The 14,723-nt window shown below is 72.2% G+C and carries 14 protein-coding genes; 6 read left to right on the top strand and 8 right to left on the bottom strand.

Annotated features, from left to right (window positions below):
• Positions 1 to 19: 19 nt before the first annotated feature.
• From OHB56_RS10605 to OHB56_RS10575, 7 genes are all read right to left on the bottom strand, one after another.
• Positions 20 to 271: a hypothetical protein gene (locus tag OHB56_RS10605; protein ID WP_326752027.1), complete on the bottom strand. Its 252-nt coding sequence runs from the start codon at positions 269 to 271 to the stop codon at positions 20 to 22.
• Positions 272 to 437: 166 nt separating this feature from the next.
• Entirely contained in the window at positions 438 to 1,427 is a 990-nt protein-coding gene (locus tag OHB56_RS10600; protein ID WP_406352858.1) for a zinc-dependent alcohol dehydrogenase family protein, read from the bottom strand.
• A complete protein-coding gene (locus tag OHB56_RS10595; RefSeq protein ID WP_406352856.1) occupies positions 1,424 to 2,287 on the bottom strand; it encodes a carbohydrate ABC transporter permease in 864 nt (287 codons plus the stop codon). The genes OHB56_RS10600 and OHB56_RS10595 overlap by 4 nt, the downstream gene beginning before the upstream one ends.
• Positions 2,284 to 3,225, bottom strand: a complete 942-nt coding sequence (locus tag OHB56_RS10590) for a carbohydrate ABC transporter permease (protein WP_055628622.1) — start codon at positions 3,223 to 3,225, stop codon at positions 2,284 to 2,286. The genes OHB56_RS10595 and OHB56_RS10590 overlap by 4 nt, the downstream gene beginning before the upstream one ends.
• Complete coding sequence (locus OHB56_RS10585) at positions 3,222 to 4,595, bottom strand: ABC transporter substrate-binding protein (RefSeq protein WP_406352854.1); 1,374 nt, start codon at positions 4,593 to 4,595, stop codon at positions 3,222 to 3,224. Before OHB56_RS10585 ends, OHB56_RS10590 begins: the two co-directional genes overlap by 4 nt.
• Before the next feature lie 148 nt (positions 4,596 to 4,743).
• Positions 4,744 to 5,514 (bottom strand): DeoR/GlpR family DNA-binding transcription regulator, encoded by a 771-nt coding sequence (locus tag OHB56_RS10580; protein WP_406352852.1) that lies wholly within the window; start codon positions 5,512 to 5,514, stop codon positions 4,744 to 4,746.
• 326 nt (positions 5,515 to 5,840) lie between these two features.
• Positions 5,841 to 6,650, bottom strand: a complete 810-nt coding sequence (locus OHB56_RS10575; RefSeq protein WP_326752021.1) for an NAD(P)-dependent oxidoreductase — start codon at positions 6,648 to 6,650, stop codon at positions 5,841 to 5,843.
• A gap of 243 nt (positions 6,651 to 6,893) precedes the next feature.
• Here OHB56_RS10575 and OHB56_RS10570 point away from each other — a divergent pair, with 243 nt between their 5' ends.
• Both OHB56_RS10570 and OHB56_RS10565 read left to right on the top strand, forming a co-directional pair.
• Positions 6,894 to 7,835 (top strand): 5-dehydro-4-deoxyglucarate dehydratase, encoded by a 942-nt coding sequence (locus OHB56_RS10570; protein ID WP_326752020.1) that lies wholly within the window; start codon positions 6,894 to 6,896, stop codon positions 7,833 to 7,835.
• Positions 7,832 to 8,995, top strand: a complete 1,164-nt coding sequence (locus tag OHB56_RS10565) for a hypothetical protein (RefSeq protein WP_326752019.1) — start codon at positions 7,832 to 7,834, stop codon at positions 8,993 to 8,995. Before OHB56_RS10570 ends, OHB56_RS10565 begins: the two co-directional genes overlap by 4 nt.
• Here OHB56_RS10565 and OHB56_RS10560 read toward each other — a convergent pair.
• Entirely contained in the window at positions 8,932 to 10,236 is a 1,305-nt protein-coding gene (locus OHB56_RS10560) for an MFS transporter (RefSeq protein WP_406352850.1), read from the bottom strand. The two genes, OHB56_RS10565 and OHB56_RS10560, sit on opposite strands and share 64 nt — an antisense overlap.
• 156 nt (positions 10,237 to 10,392) lie before the next feature.
• On the opposite strand from OHB56_RS10560, the gene OHB56_RS10555 reads away from it, so the two are divergent.
• The 4 genes from OHB56_RS10555 (at position 10,393) to araD (ending at position 14,660) form a co-directional block, all read left to right on the top strand.
• Positions 10,393 to 10,992: a TIGR03086 family metal-binding protein gene (locus OHB56_RS10555; protein ID WP_406352849.1), complete on the top strand. Its 600-nt coding sequence runs from the start codon at positions 10,393 to 10,395 to the stop codon at positions 10,990 to 10,992.
• A 274-nt stretch (positions 10,993 to 11,266) separates the two neighbouring features.
• Positions 11,267 to 12,016 carry a GntR family transcriptional regulator gene (locus OHB56_RS10550; protein ID WP_406352847.1) on the top strand — a complete coding sequence of 250 codons (750 nt, stop codon included), beginning with the start codon at positions 11,267 to 11,269 and terminating at the stop codon, positions 12,014 to 12,016.
• Positions 12,013 to 12,921 (top strand): dihydrodipicolinate synthase family protein, encoded by a 909-nt coding sequence (locus OHB56_RS10545; protein WP_326752015.1) that lies wholly within the window; start codon positions 12,013 to 12,015, stop codon positions 12,919 to 12,921. Before OHB56_RS10550 ends, OHB56_RS10545 begins: the two co-directional genes overlap by 4 nt.
• The gene (gene araD, locus OHB56_RS10540) at positions 12,918 to 14,660 is read left to right on the top strand and encodes an L-arabinonate dehydratase (protein WP_326752014.1); all 1,743 of its coding nucleotides are present in this window, start codon (positions 12,918 to 12,920) and stop codon (positions 14,658 to 14,660) included. The genes OHB56_RS10545 and araD overlap by 4 nt, the downstream gene beginning before the upstream one ends.
• Positions 14,661 to 14,723: the final 63 nt, after the last annotated feature.

The raw sequence follows: 14,723 nt of genomic DNA, 5'->3' as shown, positions 1-14,723 counted from the left end.
GGGGCGTTTTGCCGTTCCCTTACCTGCGGCCCGAATGGGGCAGAGGCTGTCGGCGCCGGTTGCGGAGGTGGTTGCGGGCGGTGCGCTCGTTGCCGCGCTTGTAGTCGCCGGTCCAGCGGGCCATGACGAGCTGGGGGTCGCCGGCGGTGACCTCGGTGAGGAAACGGGCGGCGCGGTCACCGTTCAGGGTGGTCGCGGGGTGGTTGTGGTGGGTGATGCGCACGGTGCCGTTGAGGTGGGCCTCGTAGGCGAAGCCGTGGGGTCGGGGCATGTCGGGATGGTACGAGGGCGGGGGCGGGGCGGCCCAGGGGTTTTCGCCCCCGCCGCCCCTGCCCGGCGGCCCCGTCGTCCTCAGGGGGTCCGCTCGTCCGCCCCGTCGCCCCCGACCCGTCCCATGGGGGCGCGACCGGGGGCGACGGGAGCCGGCCCGGCCCCGGCTAGGGCACCACCACGATCTTCCTCCCCACACCCTTCGCGAACTGCTCCAACGCCTCCGGATACCGGTCCAGCGGCACACGGTCGCTGATGAAGACGTCCGGGTCCAGGACACCGGTCGCGAACAGTTCCGCCGCCCGCTCGTAGCTGTGCAGCACCGCCATCGACCCGGTGATCGTGATCTCCTGGTTGTAGATGCGGTACGGGTCGATGGTCACGCGGGTGGCGTAGTCGGCGACGCCGAACTGCAGGAAGGTGCCGGCCTTGGCGACCCGGTCCAGGCCGTCCTGGATCGCCGCCGCGTTGCCCGTCGCGTCGATGACGAGGTCCCAGCCCTGGGGACGGTCCAGTTCGTCCGGGTTCGCGGCCGACGCCGAGACGCCGAGACCGCGGGCCGTCTCCAGGCGGGCCGGATTGAGGTCGACCATGTCCACGCTCGCCGCGCCGGTCCGCTTGGCCAGCTCCAGCATCATCAGGCCCATCGTTCCGGAGCCGTAGATCAGGACGTGCGCGCCGAGGCGGGACCGCAGCACGTCGTAGCCGCGCACCGCGCAGGAGAGCGGCTCGATCAGGGCCGCGTCCTGGGTGCGGACGTGCTCGGGCAGCTTGACGCAGTTCGCCACCGGGGCCACCGCGTACTGGGCGGCCCCGCCCGCCGTGGTGACACCGATCGCCGCCCAGCGCTCGCACAGGTTGTTGTGACCGGTCCGGCAGTAGCGGCACTCGTAGCAGTACAGGGAGGGGTCCACGGCGACCTGGTCGCCCAGCGACACCTCGGTGACCCGGGAGCCGACGCCGACCACCTCGCCGGCGAACTCGTGCCCCGGCACGATCGGCAGCTTGGGGGCGAACTCGCCCTGCAGGATGTGCAGGTCCGTGCCGCACAGCCCGCAGGCCGCCACCTTGACGACGACCTCGCGGGGTCCCGGCGTCGGGTCCGGGACCTCGGCGACGACGGCCCGGCCCACGGACTCGATGACGGCGGCCTTCATTTCACGGCTCCCAACGACAGGCCCTGGACGAGTTTGTCCTGGGCGGCGAACCCCGCGGCGAGCACCGGCAGGGAGATGACGAGCGACGCGGCGCACACCTTGGCCAGGAAGAGGCCCTGGCTGGTGATGAAGCCGGTCAGGAAGACGGGGGCGGTCTCGGCGACCACGCCCGTCAGGACCCGGGCGAACAGCAGTTCGTTCCAGCTGAAGATGAAGCAGATCAGGGCGGTCGCCGCGATGCCGGGCATCGCCATCGGGGCGATGATGCGGGCCAGCACCGTCGGCAGCCGCGCTCCGTCGATCTGGGCGGCCTCGATCACCGCGACCGGGATCTCCGAGAGGAACGAGTGCATCATCCACACGGCGATCGGCAGGTTCATGGAGGTGTAGAGCAGGACCAGGAGCCAGATGTTGTCGAGCATCCCGGTGTTCTTGGCGAACAGGTAGAGCGGCAGCAGACCCGCCACGACCGGCAGCATCTTGGTGGACAGGAAGAAGAACAGGACGTCCGTCCACCGCTTCACCGGGCGGATCGACAGGGCGTATGCCGCCGGGAGGGCGAGCAGCAGGACCAGGATCATCGAGGCCACGGACGCCACCGTCGAGTTGATCAGCGACGGCCAGGGGCTCGCGCCGCCGCCCGCGCCGAAGAACTCCCGGTAGCCGTCCAGGGTGAGGGCGGCGGCGAAGGACGGCGGGTTGGTGGCCGCGTCCTCCTCGGAGTGGAAGGACGTCAGCGCCATCCAGGCGATCGGCAGGAAGAAGACGATGCCGGCCAGCCAGGCGACCAGGCCGAGCCCCGCTCCCTTGCGGTTCCGGGTCCGCGGCCGGCCGCGGTCGGGTGCAGCGACGGTACTCATGCGCGGGACGCCTCCTCGCGGAACAGGGACGACACGACGCGCAGCGCGAAGGTCGCGATGATGATCGAGCCGATGACCACCAGCACACCGGCGGCCGAGGCCAGACCGTTCTCGTGGGCCTGGTAGAAGGTCTGGTACACGGTGTACGGGAGGTTGGCGGTGCCCAGGCCGCCGGACGTGATCGTGAAGACCGCGTCGAAGTTCTGCACGATGTAGATCGACCCGAGCAGGGCGCCCAGTTCGAGGTAGCGGCGCAGGTGCGGCAGGGTCAGATGGCGGAAGATCTGCCAGTCGCTCGCCCCGTCGACCCGGGCCGCCTCGATCTGCTCCTGGTCCCGGCTCTGCAGGCCGGCGAGCAGGATCAGCATCATGAACGGCGTCCACTGCCACACCAGCGCCGCCTCCACCGCGAGCAGCGGCGTGTCCGAGATCCAGTCGGGCTGCGGGCCGCCGACGTAGTGCAGCAGGCCGTTGAACAGGCCGTACTCCGGGTTGTAGAGGACGTGCTTCCACAGCAGGGCCGCCGCCACCGGCACCACCAGGAACGGGGCGATGAGCAGGGTGCGGACGATGCCCCGGCCGCGGAACCTCCGGTCGAGCAGCAGGGCCAGCAGCAGACCGAGGACCAGGCTGGCGAGGACGACCGCCACCGTCAGCAGGATCGTCGTCCAGACCGACCGGCGCAGGTCGGAGTCGCCGAGCACCTCACCGTAGTTCGCGAAGCCGGCGAACTCCCGGGCGTCGGGGTAGAGGGAGTTCCAGTCGAAGAAGGAGATCACCAGCGTCGCCACGAAGGGCAGCTGGGTCACCGCGATCATGAAGATCAGGGCGGGCAGCAGCGGGGCCCTGGTGGCCCAGCCGCGCAGCCGGTCGGAGCGCCGGTGGCCGCCGGGGCGGATGTCCGGGGCGGCCACGGGGGCCGTTGTCGTGGCGGTCATCGTCCCTCGTACTCCTCGGAGATCTCTTCGGCGAGCTGCTGGGACTTCTTCAGGGCCGATTCGACGGACTGGCGTCCGGCGATGGCCGCGCTGATCTCCTGGGAGACCTGGGTGCCGAGGTCCGTGAACTCGGGGATGCCCACGAACTGGATGCCGGGCGCGGGCCGCGGCTGCACGCCCGGGTCGTCCGGGCGGGCCTGCTCGATGGCCTTCCTGGTCATCTCCTGGAAGGCCGCGGCCTGTGCGCGGTAGTCCGGGTTCTCGTAGGTGGAGGCGCGCTTGCCGGCCGGGACGTCGGACCAGCCGATCTCGTCGCCGACCAGCTGCTCGTACTCCTTGCCGGAGGCCCAGGAGACGAACTTCCAGGCGTTGTCCGGGTTCCGGGAGGCGTTCTGGATGCCCCAGGCCCAGGTGTAGAGCCAGCCGGCCGACTCCGTCTTCTCCACGGGGGCGGGGGCGTAGCCCATCTTTCCCTTGACGGGGGAGTCGGCGGACTCCAGGGAGCCGGCCGCGGAGGTGGCGTCGTACCACATGGCGGTCTTGCCCTGGGTGGTGTTGTTCAGGCACTCGGCGAAGCCGGACTGGGCGGCGCCCGCCTCGCCGTGCTCGCGGACCAGGCCGACGTAGAACTTCGTGGCCTCGAGCCACTCCGGGGAGTCCAGGCGGGCGTTCCAGTCCTCGTCGAACCAGGTGCCGCCGAAGGTGTTCACCACGGTCGTCAGCGGTGCCATGACCTCGCCCCAGCCGGGCAGACCGCGCAGGCAGATGCCCTTCATGCCGGGCTCGGCCCCGTCGAGCTTCGCGGCGATCTCGCCCACCTCCTTCCAGGTGGGGTGGTCCGGCATCGTCAGGCCCTCCCGCTCGAGGAGGTCCTTGCGGTACATCAGGAACGAGGACTCGCCGTAGAAGGGCTGGCCGTAGAGCTTGCCGTCGCCCCCGGTGAGGGACCGGCGCATCGGCTTGAGGACGTCCTGCTCGTCGTAGCCGGGGTCCTCCTCGACGTACGGGCCCATCTCCTTGAGCCAGCCGTTGCGGGCGTAGATCGGGATCTCGTAGTTGGACAGGGTGGCGACGTCGTACTGGCCGGCCTGGTTGGCGAAGTCCTGGCTGATCTTGTCGCGGACATCGTTCTCCGGCAGCACGGTGAAGTTCACCTTGATGCCGGTGTCCTTGGTGAAGTGCGCGGCGGTGAGCTTCTGCAGCGCCACCATCTGCGGGTTGTTGACCATCAGGACGTTGACGGCGTCACCGCCTGATCCGGCCCCGCCCGCTCCGACCCAGCAGCCGGAGAGCAGCGGGGCGAGTAGCGTCCCTGCGGCGACCGCGGCGAGTGTGGCTCGCGGCGGCCTCCGTCGGCTCTGGGTTCGCATGGATCACTCCTTGACGAAAACTGTCGTATAGGGAGGTACCGGGTGTCGCCTGGACGGGTCGGCCCGAGGGGGATGGGGAACTCGTGTGGTGAACCGGCGCGCGGGGAAGCCGCGTGCCGTGGATCGTGCTGCGGCCCGGGCCGTCCGGTCAGACGCGGATGACCTGGGGGCCCAGCAGGGAGTAGCGGTGGGCCTCGGCCGCCGGGAGCAGCGTGCTCGTGACGATCGCCTCCAGCGCGCCGACGCCGGCGAACCGGCAGAAGCTGACCGCCCCGAACTTGCTGTGGACGCCCGCGAACACCACCCGGCGCGAGGCCCGCACCGCCTGTGTCTTGACCTCGCTGACCGCCGGGTCGGGCGTGGTCAGGCCGTGTTCGCGCGAGATGCCGTTGGCGCCGATGAACGCCAGGTCGATGACGAAACCGGAGAGCATCTTCGTCGTCCAGTGGTCGACGGTGGCGAGGGTGCCGGAGCGGACCCGGCCACCGAGCAGCAGGACGGACACGGTGCCGGTCTCGGCGAGCGCGCCCGCGACCGGAAGGGAGGCGGTGACCACGGTGAGCGGCCGGTCCAGGGGCAGCGCCTCGGCGATGAGCTGCGGGGTGAAGCCCTCGTCGACGAACACCGTCTCCGCGTCGCCTAGCAACTCGGCCGCCGCGTTCGCGACCCGTCGCTTCTCGGCCACATGGCTGGTGGCCCGGAAGGCGAGCGTGGTCTCGAAGGCGGCGCTCTCCACGGGATAGGCGCCGCCGTGGGTGCGGCGCACCAGACCGTGGTCCTCCAGGGCGCGCAGATCCCGCCGTACGGTCTCCTTGGCCACGCCCAGATCGGCGGCGAGTGCCGTCACGTCGACCGAGCCGGTGGCGCGTGCCACCCGCACGATCTCGCGCTGGCGCTCCTCGGCCGTTCTGTCGTTCATGGCCGCACCCCCGCTTTCTGTGTCGATTGCCCGTTCGGGCTCTGTGGGGCCCTTGCGAGAAGTTGTACAGCGGGTACGCGAACCTGACCAGGCTTGTTGCGTAACCGGTATTGCCCGTTTATGCCCGATCGACTCGAGCGATGCCCGCATCGGACCTGGGGAGAGGCGGGCGGGGGCGGGGAAACGGGCATCACGGATGCCCGAATGCGGCGACGGCGGGCCCGTTCGGTGCCCGCCCGTCGCCGGGAACGTCGATTTTCCGCCGCGCCCGTGTGCGGGCGGCGTCGGTTCGGTGTAGTGGTGCCTGCCGGCGCCTGCCGGCGCCGTCAGTACGGCCAGATCGGGGGGTCGGTCACGAAGTGTCCGCCGATGCGTGCCTGTGCCGGGTCGGCCGGATCCAGTTCGCCCTGCTCGGCGACGAGCTTCGCGGCGAACGGCTCGGAGTCGTCCTGCGGGTCGTAACCGAGAGCGCGCGCGGAGGTGAGGTCCCACCACAGCCGGGTGTTGTCGGACGAGCCGTGGACGACCGTGTGGCCGACGCCCTCGGCGGTCAGGGCCGCGTGGAAGAGGCGGGCGCCGTCGGCGGGGCTCATCCACACCGAGAGCATCCGCACACTGGTCGGCTCGGGGAAGCAGGAGCCGATGCGTACGGAGACGGTCTCCAGGCCGTGCTTGTCCCAGTACAGCTGGGCGAGGTCCTCGCCGAAGCACTTGGACAGACCGTAGAAGGTGTCCGGGCGGCGCGGGGTGTCGACGGGGATGAGGGGGTCGTCGCCCCGCGGGTGCGGGGTGTAGCCGACGGCGTGGTTGGAGGAGGCGAAGACGACGCGCCCCACACCCTCCTCGCGCGCGGCCTCGTACAGGTGGTAGGTGCCTTCGATGTTCGCCGCGAGGATCTTCTCGAAGGAGGCCTCCAGGGAGATGCCCGCGAGGTGGATGATCGCGTCGACCCCGCGGACCGCCTCGCGCACGGCCTCCCTGTCGGCCAGATCCGCCACGATCGCGTCCGGCTCCCCCTCGACGGGCCGCAGGTCGAGCAGGCGCAGCTCGTAACCGTAGTCCGGGAGCAGGCCCCGCATCAGGGTGCCGAGGCCGCCGGCGGCACCGGTGAGCAGGACGGTGCGGGGAGCGGGCATCAAGGATCTCCTTGCGTCACCGGCCGTGCATGTGCGCGCACGGCATTCATATGCGTGGACACGGTAAGGAGGTGGCCCGTCGCCCGTCAAGTATCCCCCCAGCCTCCTGTGACCTCCTGTGGAGTGGAGAAATCGGCCGGTGTGTGACGGGGCGGCGTGCTTGACCGGCGTCCTGGGGGCGCTCTAGCGTGGCATCGTTCAGAGATGTAGACGTCAATCAAGAATATGGACCTGGGAGAGCTTGTGACGCCAGCCCTTCTCGCCGCCCGACTCGGCATCCCCAGCGGACCGCTGTTCTTCCCGGTCACCGCCTACGGACCCGACGGCTCCGTCGACCTCGAGACCTACCGGCTCCATGTGCGCGGCGGGGTCGAGGCCGGTGCCGCCGCCGTCTTCGCCTGCTGCGGCACCGGGGAGTTCCATGCCCTGACGCCCGAGGAGTTCGAGGCGTGCGTGCGGGTCGCCGTCGAGGCGGCCGACGGACGCGTCCCGGTCGTCGCGGGCGCCGGGTACGGCACCGGCCTCGCGGTGCGCTGGGCCGGACTCGCCGAGCGGGCCGGGGCGGACGGGCTGCTCGCCATGCCGCCCTACCTGGTGCGGGCCGGCCAGACGGGCCTGGTGCGGCACTACCGCGAACTGGCCGCGGCGACCGCCCTGCCGGTGATCGTCTACCAGCGCGACAACGCCCTGTTCACGCCCGAAAGCGTCGTCGAACTGGCCCGCACCGAGGGGATCGTCGGCCTCAAGGACGGCCACGGCGACCTCGACCACATGCAGCGGATCGTCAGCGCCGTACGCACCGAGGCCCCCGGCGAGTTCCTGTACTTCAACGGGCTGCCCACCGCCGAACAGACCCAGCTCGCCTACCGTGCCCTCGGCATCACCCTCTACTCGTCCGCGGTGTTCTGCTTCGCGCCCGAGATCGCCCTCGCCTGCCACCGGGCCCTGCACACCGGCGACCGGGCCACCGTGGACCGCCTGCTCGACGGCTTCTACCGGCCCTTCGTCGAACTGCGCGACCAGGGCCGCGGATACGCCGTCTCCCTGGTCAAGGCCGGGGTACGGCTGCGCGGCCTGGACGTGGGCGAGGTCCGGCCGCCGCTCGACGAACCGGCCGGGGATCATGTCAAGCGACTCGCTCAGCTGATCGAGCGAGGACTCGCACTGATCGAGGAGGCCAAGTGAAGGCATCGGCGTTCGTCTACCCCTGGGACGTCAACGGGGATCCGGAAGCCCCCGCGCGGATCGCCGGGCTCGGCGTGGCGCAGGCGACGCTCGCCTCCGCCTACCACTCCACGCGCGCGCTGACCCCCCGTCACCCGCGCCACCGTATCGTCACCGCCGAGCACGCGGCCGTCCTCTACCCGCCCGGCGCCCACTGGGCCGGCCGCACCCCGCGCCCGTACCCCTCCGGCGACTGGGCCCCCGGCGACGCCTTCGGCGAGGCCGCGGCGGCGCTCGCGGACGCGGGCCTCCAGGTGCACACCTGGGTCGTGCTCGCGCACAACTCCCGCCTCGGCGCCGACCATCCGGACACCTCGGTCGTCAACGCCCACGGCGACCGCTACCCGTGGGCGCCCTGCATCGCCCAGCCCGCCACCCGCGCCTACCTGACCGGCCTGGCCGCGGAGGCGGCGGTCCGGCCCGGGGCGAGCGGCACCGAACTGGAATCCCTCGGCTGGTACGGGCTCGCACATCTGCACGCCCACGACAAGATCGCCGGGGTCGGCCTCGGGGACGCCGGGCAGTACCTGATGTCCCTGTGCTTCTGCCCGTCCTGCCGCGAGGGCTACGGGGCTCAGGGCCTGGACGCCGCCGAACTGGCCGCGACCGTCCGGGCCGCCCTGGAACCGGTGTGGCGGGGGGCGCCCTCCGACGGAGGCTGGGCGGGAGTCGGCAAGCTCCTCGGCGAGGAGACGGCGGCCGCCACGCGCGCGTGGCGCGACGCGACGGCCCGCACGCTCCAGGAGGCGGCGGTCCGGGCGGTACGCGACGCGGCGCCCGAGGGCTTCCAGGTCCTGCTGCACGCGGACCCGGTGTCGTACCACTGCGGCGCCAACGCGGGCGTCGACCCCGCGCACATCCTCTCCGTCGCCGACGGCGTGGTCGTCCCCTGCACCGGCGGCCCCGCCCCGCTGACGCCGTTCGCGCGGGAGAACCGCCCGGACGCCGTCCTCGCCGCCAACTTCACCGTGGTCTCCGGCATGGGCGGCAGCCCCGGCACCCTCGCCGCGGACGCGGCCGAGGCCCGCCGCCTCGGCGCGACGGAACTGCGGCTGTATCACGCGGGACTGGCGTCGGACGGCGACCTGGAAGCGGTGCGCTCGGCGCTCACCGCGCTCTGAAACAGCGTCACCGCCACCGCCGCCAGCGCGCACCCCAGGGCGACCAGCAGCAGCCGGTGGTCGAGCAGTTCGACCAGCGCCGCGCCGGCCGCCAGCCCGACCACGTTCGGCGTGAACACCAGCGTGTGGGCGGTGGCGGTGACCCGGCCCAGCAGCGGGCCGGGCGTCTCGCGCTGCACGGCGGTCGGCGTGGCGATCAGGACGGCGGGCAGCCCCACCCCGATCGTCGCGCTGCACGCCCAGGCCAGCGGATCGTTCGGCACCGCGCGCAGCGCGACGGCGGCGGCCAGCAGGGCGATGCCGTACGCCGCGAACCGCCGCTCGCCGAAGCGGCGCAGGGCAGGTCCCGAGCCCAGGCCGAGCGCCACCGAGCCCGCGCCCTGGACGGCGTACAGCACACCGGCGTACGCGGGGGAGTGGCCGAGGTCCTCGACCACGGCGTAGACCAGCGCCCCGCTGAGTCCCGCGCACAGCATCGTGGCGCCGCCCGCCAGGACCAGCGGGCGCAGCGCAGGGTGCGACCACAGGTGACGGGCGCCCTCGGCGACGCGCTCCCGCGGGCTGTCCCGCGGGGGTGCGGGCCGCTCCTCCCGTACGCGCAGGAAGGCGTACAGCACCGTGGCGCACAGGAAGGTGACCGCGTCGAGGAGGGCGACGCCCGCCCCGCCGTACGCGGCGTACAGGCCCGCGCCCGCCAGCGGGGCCAGGAGTTTCATGCCCTCGCCGGCCGTCATCCGCAGTCCGTTGAAGTCGCCGAGCAGGGACCGGTCCACGGCGGTGACGATCAGCGCCGACTCGGCCGCGTCGTGGACGACGCCCGCCGCGCCGTACACGAACAGCACCGCGTACAGCAGCCACAGGCCGTGCGGAGAGTCGACGGCGAGGAGGGCGGGCAGGAGCCCGGCCAGGAGCAGACTCGTGCCGATCAGCAGCGGCTTGCGACGATGGGGGCACCGCCCGGTCGAGCGAAGCCGAGACTGGGGGAGGTCGGCGAGCGTGCCCAGCAGCGGGCCGGCCAGGGTGGGGGCCCACATCGCCAGCAGGCACAGCGCGGCCAGCCCGTCCGAGCCGGTGAGGTCCTTGACCCACACACCGGAGGCGAGCCACAGCGCGGACGTGCCGAAACCCGACACCACCACTGAGGCCAGGTAGAGCCGCGCGTTCCGGTCCCGCACCACGCGCACCGCGGCCCAGGCCTGCCCGCCCGACCCGTCCGTTCCCCGCGTTCCGTTCGTCGTCATGCCAGGTCATCGTGGGGCTAAGGACCGTCCGTACGGATCGGGCAGACGCCTTATCCGCGGCACGGGAGAGCGATGAGTTCCGGGGCCCGGCTCGGTCAACCCTCCAGGAACACCCGTGCGTGCACGGGCACAGCCATGAGGAGCAGGGAGCAGCCCATGACCGACCCGACCCTCGACCTCGGACCGCAGGCGCGGATCATCGCGCGCCTCGCCGAGGGAGTCACCGACGCGCAACTCGCGGACGGGACGCCCTGCCCCCGGTACGCGGTGCGCCACCTCCTGGACCACCTCGCCGGGCTGAGCATCGCCTTCCGCGACGCCGGGCGCAAGGACCTCGGCGTCACCACCGACACCGGTCCGGACACCGCTCTGCCGGACCTCCGCCCCGGCCGGCGCGAGGACCTGCCCGCGGTGCTCGACGAACTCGCCGAGGCCTGGCGCGCCCCCCGGGCCTGGACCGGCATGACCAGGGCCGGGGGCGTGGACCTGCCGGGCGAGGTGGCCGGAGCCGTGGTCGCCGACGAACTGGTCGTCCACGGCTGGGACCTGGCCCGCGCCACCGGCCAGGACTACGCGCCCGACCCCGCCGCCCTCGAGGCCGCACACACCTTCCTGCTCGCCGCCGCGGCGGAGCCCGGCCGGAACGGCGGCGAGGGCATCTTCGGCCCCGTAGTGCCCGTGCCGTCCGACGCCCCGCTGCTGGACCGGACGGTGGGGCTGAGCGGCCGCGATCCGGGGTGGACATCCAAGGCCTGACCCGGCGGTTTCCCGAGCGGCCGGGCACCCGGGCAGGACGGGTGCCCGGCCGCCGCGCGTTCACGGGTCCCGCGCGGGCACGCCCGTCCGGTCGCCTTTCCGGACGGGCGTGCCCGCGGCCGACACGGCGGCCGGCCGCTCCGGAGGCCGGGGACGGCGACCCGAACTTCCTTTGTCAGAAGCATTGACGAAACCCCGGGCCGCTCCTAGTTTCATCGCGTCGTACTTCGTACGTCATATATGAGACGCGATACGCGAGATCCGAGAGGCGCGCATGACCTCTGTGCCCACCCCGATCCCCTCCCGCACGCAGTACGTGCTGGAGGAGATCAAACGCCGCATCCTCACCGGCCGGCTGACGCCGGGCCAGGCCCTGGTCGAGACCGACCTCGCCGCGCAGTTCGGGGTGTCCAAGACCCCGGTGCGGGAGGCGCTCAAGACCCTGGCCGGCACCGGTCTGGTGGTGATGAGCCAGTACAAGGGCGTCACGGTGCGCATGGTCGACGTGGACATGGCGCGCGAGGTCTGCGACGTGCGTCTGCTCCTCGAACCCGAGGCGCTGCGACGGGCCGTCCGGCGCGGTGCCTCCCTGGACGCCGCGCGTGACGCGCTGACGAGGGCCGACGAGGCCACCGACACCGCCGAACGCTCCCTGACCAACCGCGAGTTCCACCGCGCCCTGTACCTGCCGTGCGGCAACCCGCTGCTCGGCAGGATGCTCGACGAGGTCCGCGACCAGGCCGCACTCGTCTCCACCGTCGCCTGGGCCGCCGACCCCTCCTGGGAGCGGGAGGCGAGCGAGCACCGCGAGATCCTCGCCCTCGCCCTCGCCGGCGATGCGGACGGCGCGGCGCGCGCCCTGCACGCGCACATCGCCTCCTTCGTACGACGGGCCTTCCCCGGCGCGGAACTCGGTGCCGGGGAAGGCCCCGAAGTCCAGGACATCCCCGAAGCCCCGGCAACACCGGCAACACCGGCAACACCGGCAGCCCCGGCAGCCCAGAAAGAGGACGGTCAGGCATGACGACGACGTTCGAGACCCAGCGGGCGGCCCTGGCCGACGTGGTGGCCATTCCGGTGACCCCGTTCGCCGAGGACGGCTCCGTCGACCGGGCCGGATACCGGGCCCTGCTGCGCCGCCTCCTCGACGCCGGCATCACCACCCTGACCCCCAACGGCAACACCGGCGAGTTCTACGCCCTGACCCCCGAGGAGCGGCGCACGGTCACCGAGCTGACCCTCGAGGAGACCGGTGACGGCTCGTCCGTCCTGGTCGGGGTGGGACACGACGTGCCGACCGCCGTCGCCTCCGCACGGCACGCCCGTGACCTCGGCGCGCGGATGGTGATGGTGCACCAGCCCGTCCACCCCTATGTCTCCCAGAGCGGCTGGGTCGACTACCACCGCGCCATCGCCGAAGCCGTGCCCGACCTGGGCGTCGTCCCCTACATCCGCAACGCGCAGCTCACCGGCGCCCGCCTCGCCGAACTCGCCGACTCCTGCCCCAACGTCATCGGCGTGAAGTACGCCGTGCCGGACGCGGCGAAGTTCGCCGCCTTCGCGCGGGACGCCGGCCTCGAGCGGTTCGTGTGGGTCGCCGGGCTCGCCGAGCCGTACGCCCCCTCCTACTTCTCGGCGGGCGCCACCGGTTTCACCTCCGGCCTGGTCAACGTCGCCCCGTCGGTGTCGCTCGACATGATCGGGGCGCTCAGGTCGGGCGACTACGCGACCGCCATGAAGGTCTGGGAGCAGATCCGCCGCTTCGAGGAACTGCGTGCCGCCAACGGCTCCGCCAACAACGTCACCGTCGTCAAGGAGGCCCTCGCCTCCCTCGGCCTGTGCCGCCGCGAGGTCCGCCCGCCGAGCAGGCCGCTGCCCGAGGACGAGCGGGCCGAGGTCGCCGCGATCACCGCGGGGTGGTCCGTGTGAACGTCCCCGACGAGCGGCACAAGCGGCCCGAGGAACTGCGCAGTCACCAGTGGTACGGCACGGACGGACTGCGCTCCTTCAGCCACCGCGCCCGCACCCGCCAGCTCGGCTACCTGCCCGAGGAACACCTGGGCAAGCCCGTCATCGCGATCCTCAACACCTGGTCCGACATCAACCCCTGCCACGTCCATCTGCGCGACCGCGCGCAGGCCGTGAAGCGCGGGGTGTGGCAGGCGGGCGGCTTCCCGCTGGAGTTCCCGGTCTCCACGCTCAGCGAGACCTTCCAGAAGCCGACCCCGATGCTCTACCGCAACCTCCTCGCCATGGAGACCGAGGAGCTGCTGCGCTCCTACCCGGTCGACGGGGCCGTGCTGATGGGCGGCTGCGACAAGTCCACGCCCGCCCTGCTCATGGGCGCGGCCAGCGTCGACCTGCCCACCGTCTTCGTCCCGGCCGGCCCCATGCTCCCCGGCCACTGGCGGGGGGAGACCCTCGGCTCCGGCACCGACATGTGGAAATACTGGGACGACAAGCGGGCCGGTGTCATCGGCGACTGCGAGATGCAGGAACTGGAGAGCGGCCTGGCCCGCTCGCCCGGCCACTGCATGACCATGGGCACGGCGTCCACGCTGACCGCCGCCGCCGAGGCTCTCGGCGTCACCGTGCCGGGCGCCTCCAGCATCCCGGCCGTCGACTCCGGGCACGACCGGATGGCCGCCGCCGCCGGACTGCGCATCGTCGAACTGGTCCACCGCGACCGGAAACTGAGCGACATCCTCACCGCGGACGCCTTCGAGGACGCGGTGACGACGGTCCTGGGCCTCGGCGGCTCCACCAACGCCGTGATCCACCTGATCGCCATGGCCGGCCGCGCGGGCGTCGCCCTCACCCTCGACGACTTCGACCGCATCGCCCGCACCGTCCCGGTGCTCGCCAACGTACGGCCCGGCGGACAGACGTACCTGATGGAGGACTTCCACTTCGCGGGCGGGCTGCCCGGGTTCCTCTCCCGGATCGAGGACCTGCTCCACCTGGAGAGGCCCACCGTCTCCCACGACACCCTGCGCGAGCAGATCGCCGGCGCGCAGGTGCACCACGACGACGTCATCCGGCCCCGGGACAAGCCCGTCGCCGACGAGGGCGGGCTCGCCGTCCTGCGCGGCAACCTCTGCCCCGACGGCGCCGTCATCAAGCACATCGCCGCCGAACCGCACCTGCTCAGGCACACCGGCCCCGCGGTCGTCTTCGACGACTACCGGACCATGCAGCGCACCATCAACGACCCGGACCTGGGCATCACCGCCGACCACGTGCTGGTGCTGCGCAACTCCGGCCCCAAGGGCGGGCCCGGCATGCCCGAGTACGGCATGCTGCCCCTCCCCGACCACCTGCTCAAGCAGGGGGTACGGGACATGGTGCGGATCTCCGACGCCCGGATGAGCGGCACGAGCTACGGCACCTGCGTGCTGCACATCGCCCCCGAGTCGTACGTCGGCGGCCCGCTGGCCCTCGTCCGCACCGGGGACCTGATCACCCTCGACGTCGAACGCCGGCTGCTCCGGCTCGAGGTCGACGACGAGGAACTGGAGCGGCGCAGGGCGCGGTGGACGCCCCCGCCCGTCCGGTACGAACGCGGCTACGGCGCGCTCTACAACGAGCAGATCACCCAGGCCGATACCGGCTGCGACTTCGAGTTCCTCGCCCGGCCGGGCACGGTGCAGGACCCCTACGCGGGCTGACCGCGAGCACCCCCGCGCGGTCCGCCCCCGGATCGCGTGGACACCCGCACACCTGAGAAGAAA

Origin of the sequence: Streptomyces sp. NBC_01635 (assembly GCF_045209715.1) — a bacterium.
GTDB classification, from domain to species: domain Bacteria; phylum Actinomycetota; class Actinomycetes; order Streptomycetales; family Streptomycetaceae; genus Streptomyces; species Streptomyces hirsutus.
Note: the sequence above shows the minus strand (reverse complement) of the source record. Positions and strands in the feature narration are given on the sequence as shown.

Bases quoted from the DNA above. Each gene is read 5' to 3' on its own strand.
- OHB56_RS10605 (WP_326752027.1), bottom strand. From the start codon at position 271: ATGCCCCGACCCCACGGCTTCGCCTACGAGGCCCACCTCAACGGCACC.
- OHB56_RS10600 (WP_406352858.1), bottom strand. From the start codon at position 1,427: ATGAAGGCCGCCGTCATCGAGTCCGTGGGCCGGGCCGTCGTCGCCGAG.
- OHB56_RS10595 (WP_406352856.1), bottom strand. From the start codon at position 2,287: ATGAGTACCGTCGCTGCACCCGACCGCGGCCGGCCGCGGACCCGGAAC.
- OHB56_RS10590 (WP_055628622.1), bottom strand. From the start codon at position 3,225: ATGACCGCCACGACAACGGCCCCCGTGGCCGCCCCGGACATCCGCCCC.
- OHB56_RS10585 (WP_406352854.1), bottom strand. From the start codon at position 4,595: ATGCGAACCCAGAGCCGACGGAGGCCGCCGCGAGCCACACTCGCCGCG.
- OHB56_RS10580 (WP_406352852.1), bottom strand. From the start codon at position 5,514: ATGAACGACAGAACGGCCGAGGAGCGCCAGCGCGAGATCGTGCGGGTG.
- OHB56_RS10575 (WP_326752021.1), bottom strand. From the start codon at position 6,650: ATGCCCGCTCCCCGCACCGTCCTGCTCACCGGTGCCGCCGGCGGCCTC.
- OHB56_RS10560 (WP_406352850.1), bottom strand. From the start codon at position 10,236: ATGACGACGAACGGAACGCGGGGAACGGACGGGTCGGGCGGGCAGGCC.
- OHB56_RS10555 (WP_406352849.1), top strand. From the start codon at position 10,393: ATGACCGACCCGACCCTCGACCTCGGACCGCAGGCGCGGATCATCGCG.
- OHB56_RS10550 (WP_406352847.1), top strand. From the start codon at position 11,267: ATGACCTCTGTGCCCACCCCGATCCCCTCCCGCACGCAGTACGTGCTG.
- OHB56_RS10545 (WP_326752015.1), top strand. From the start codon at position 12,013: ATGACGACGACGTTCGAGACCCAGCGGGCGGCCCTGGCCGACGTGGTG.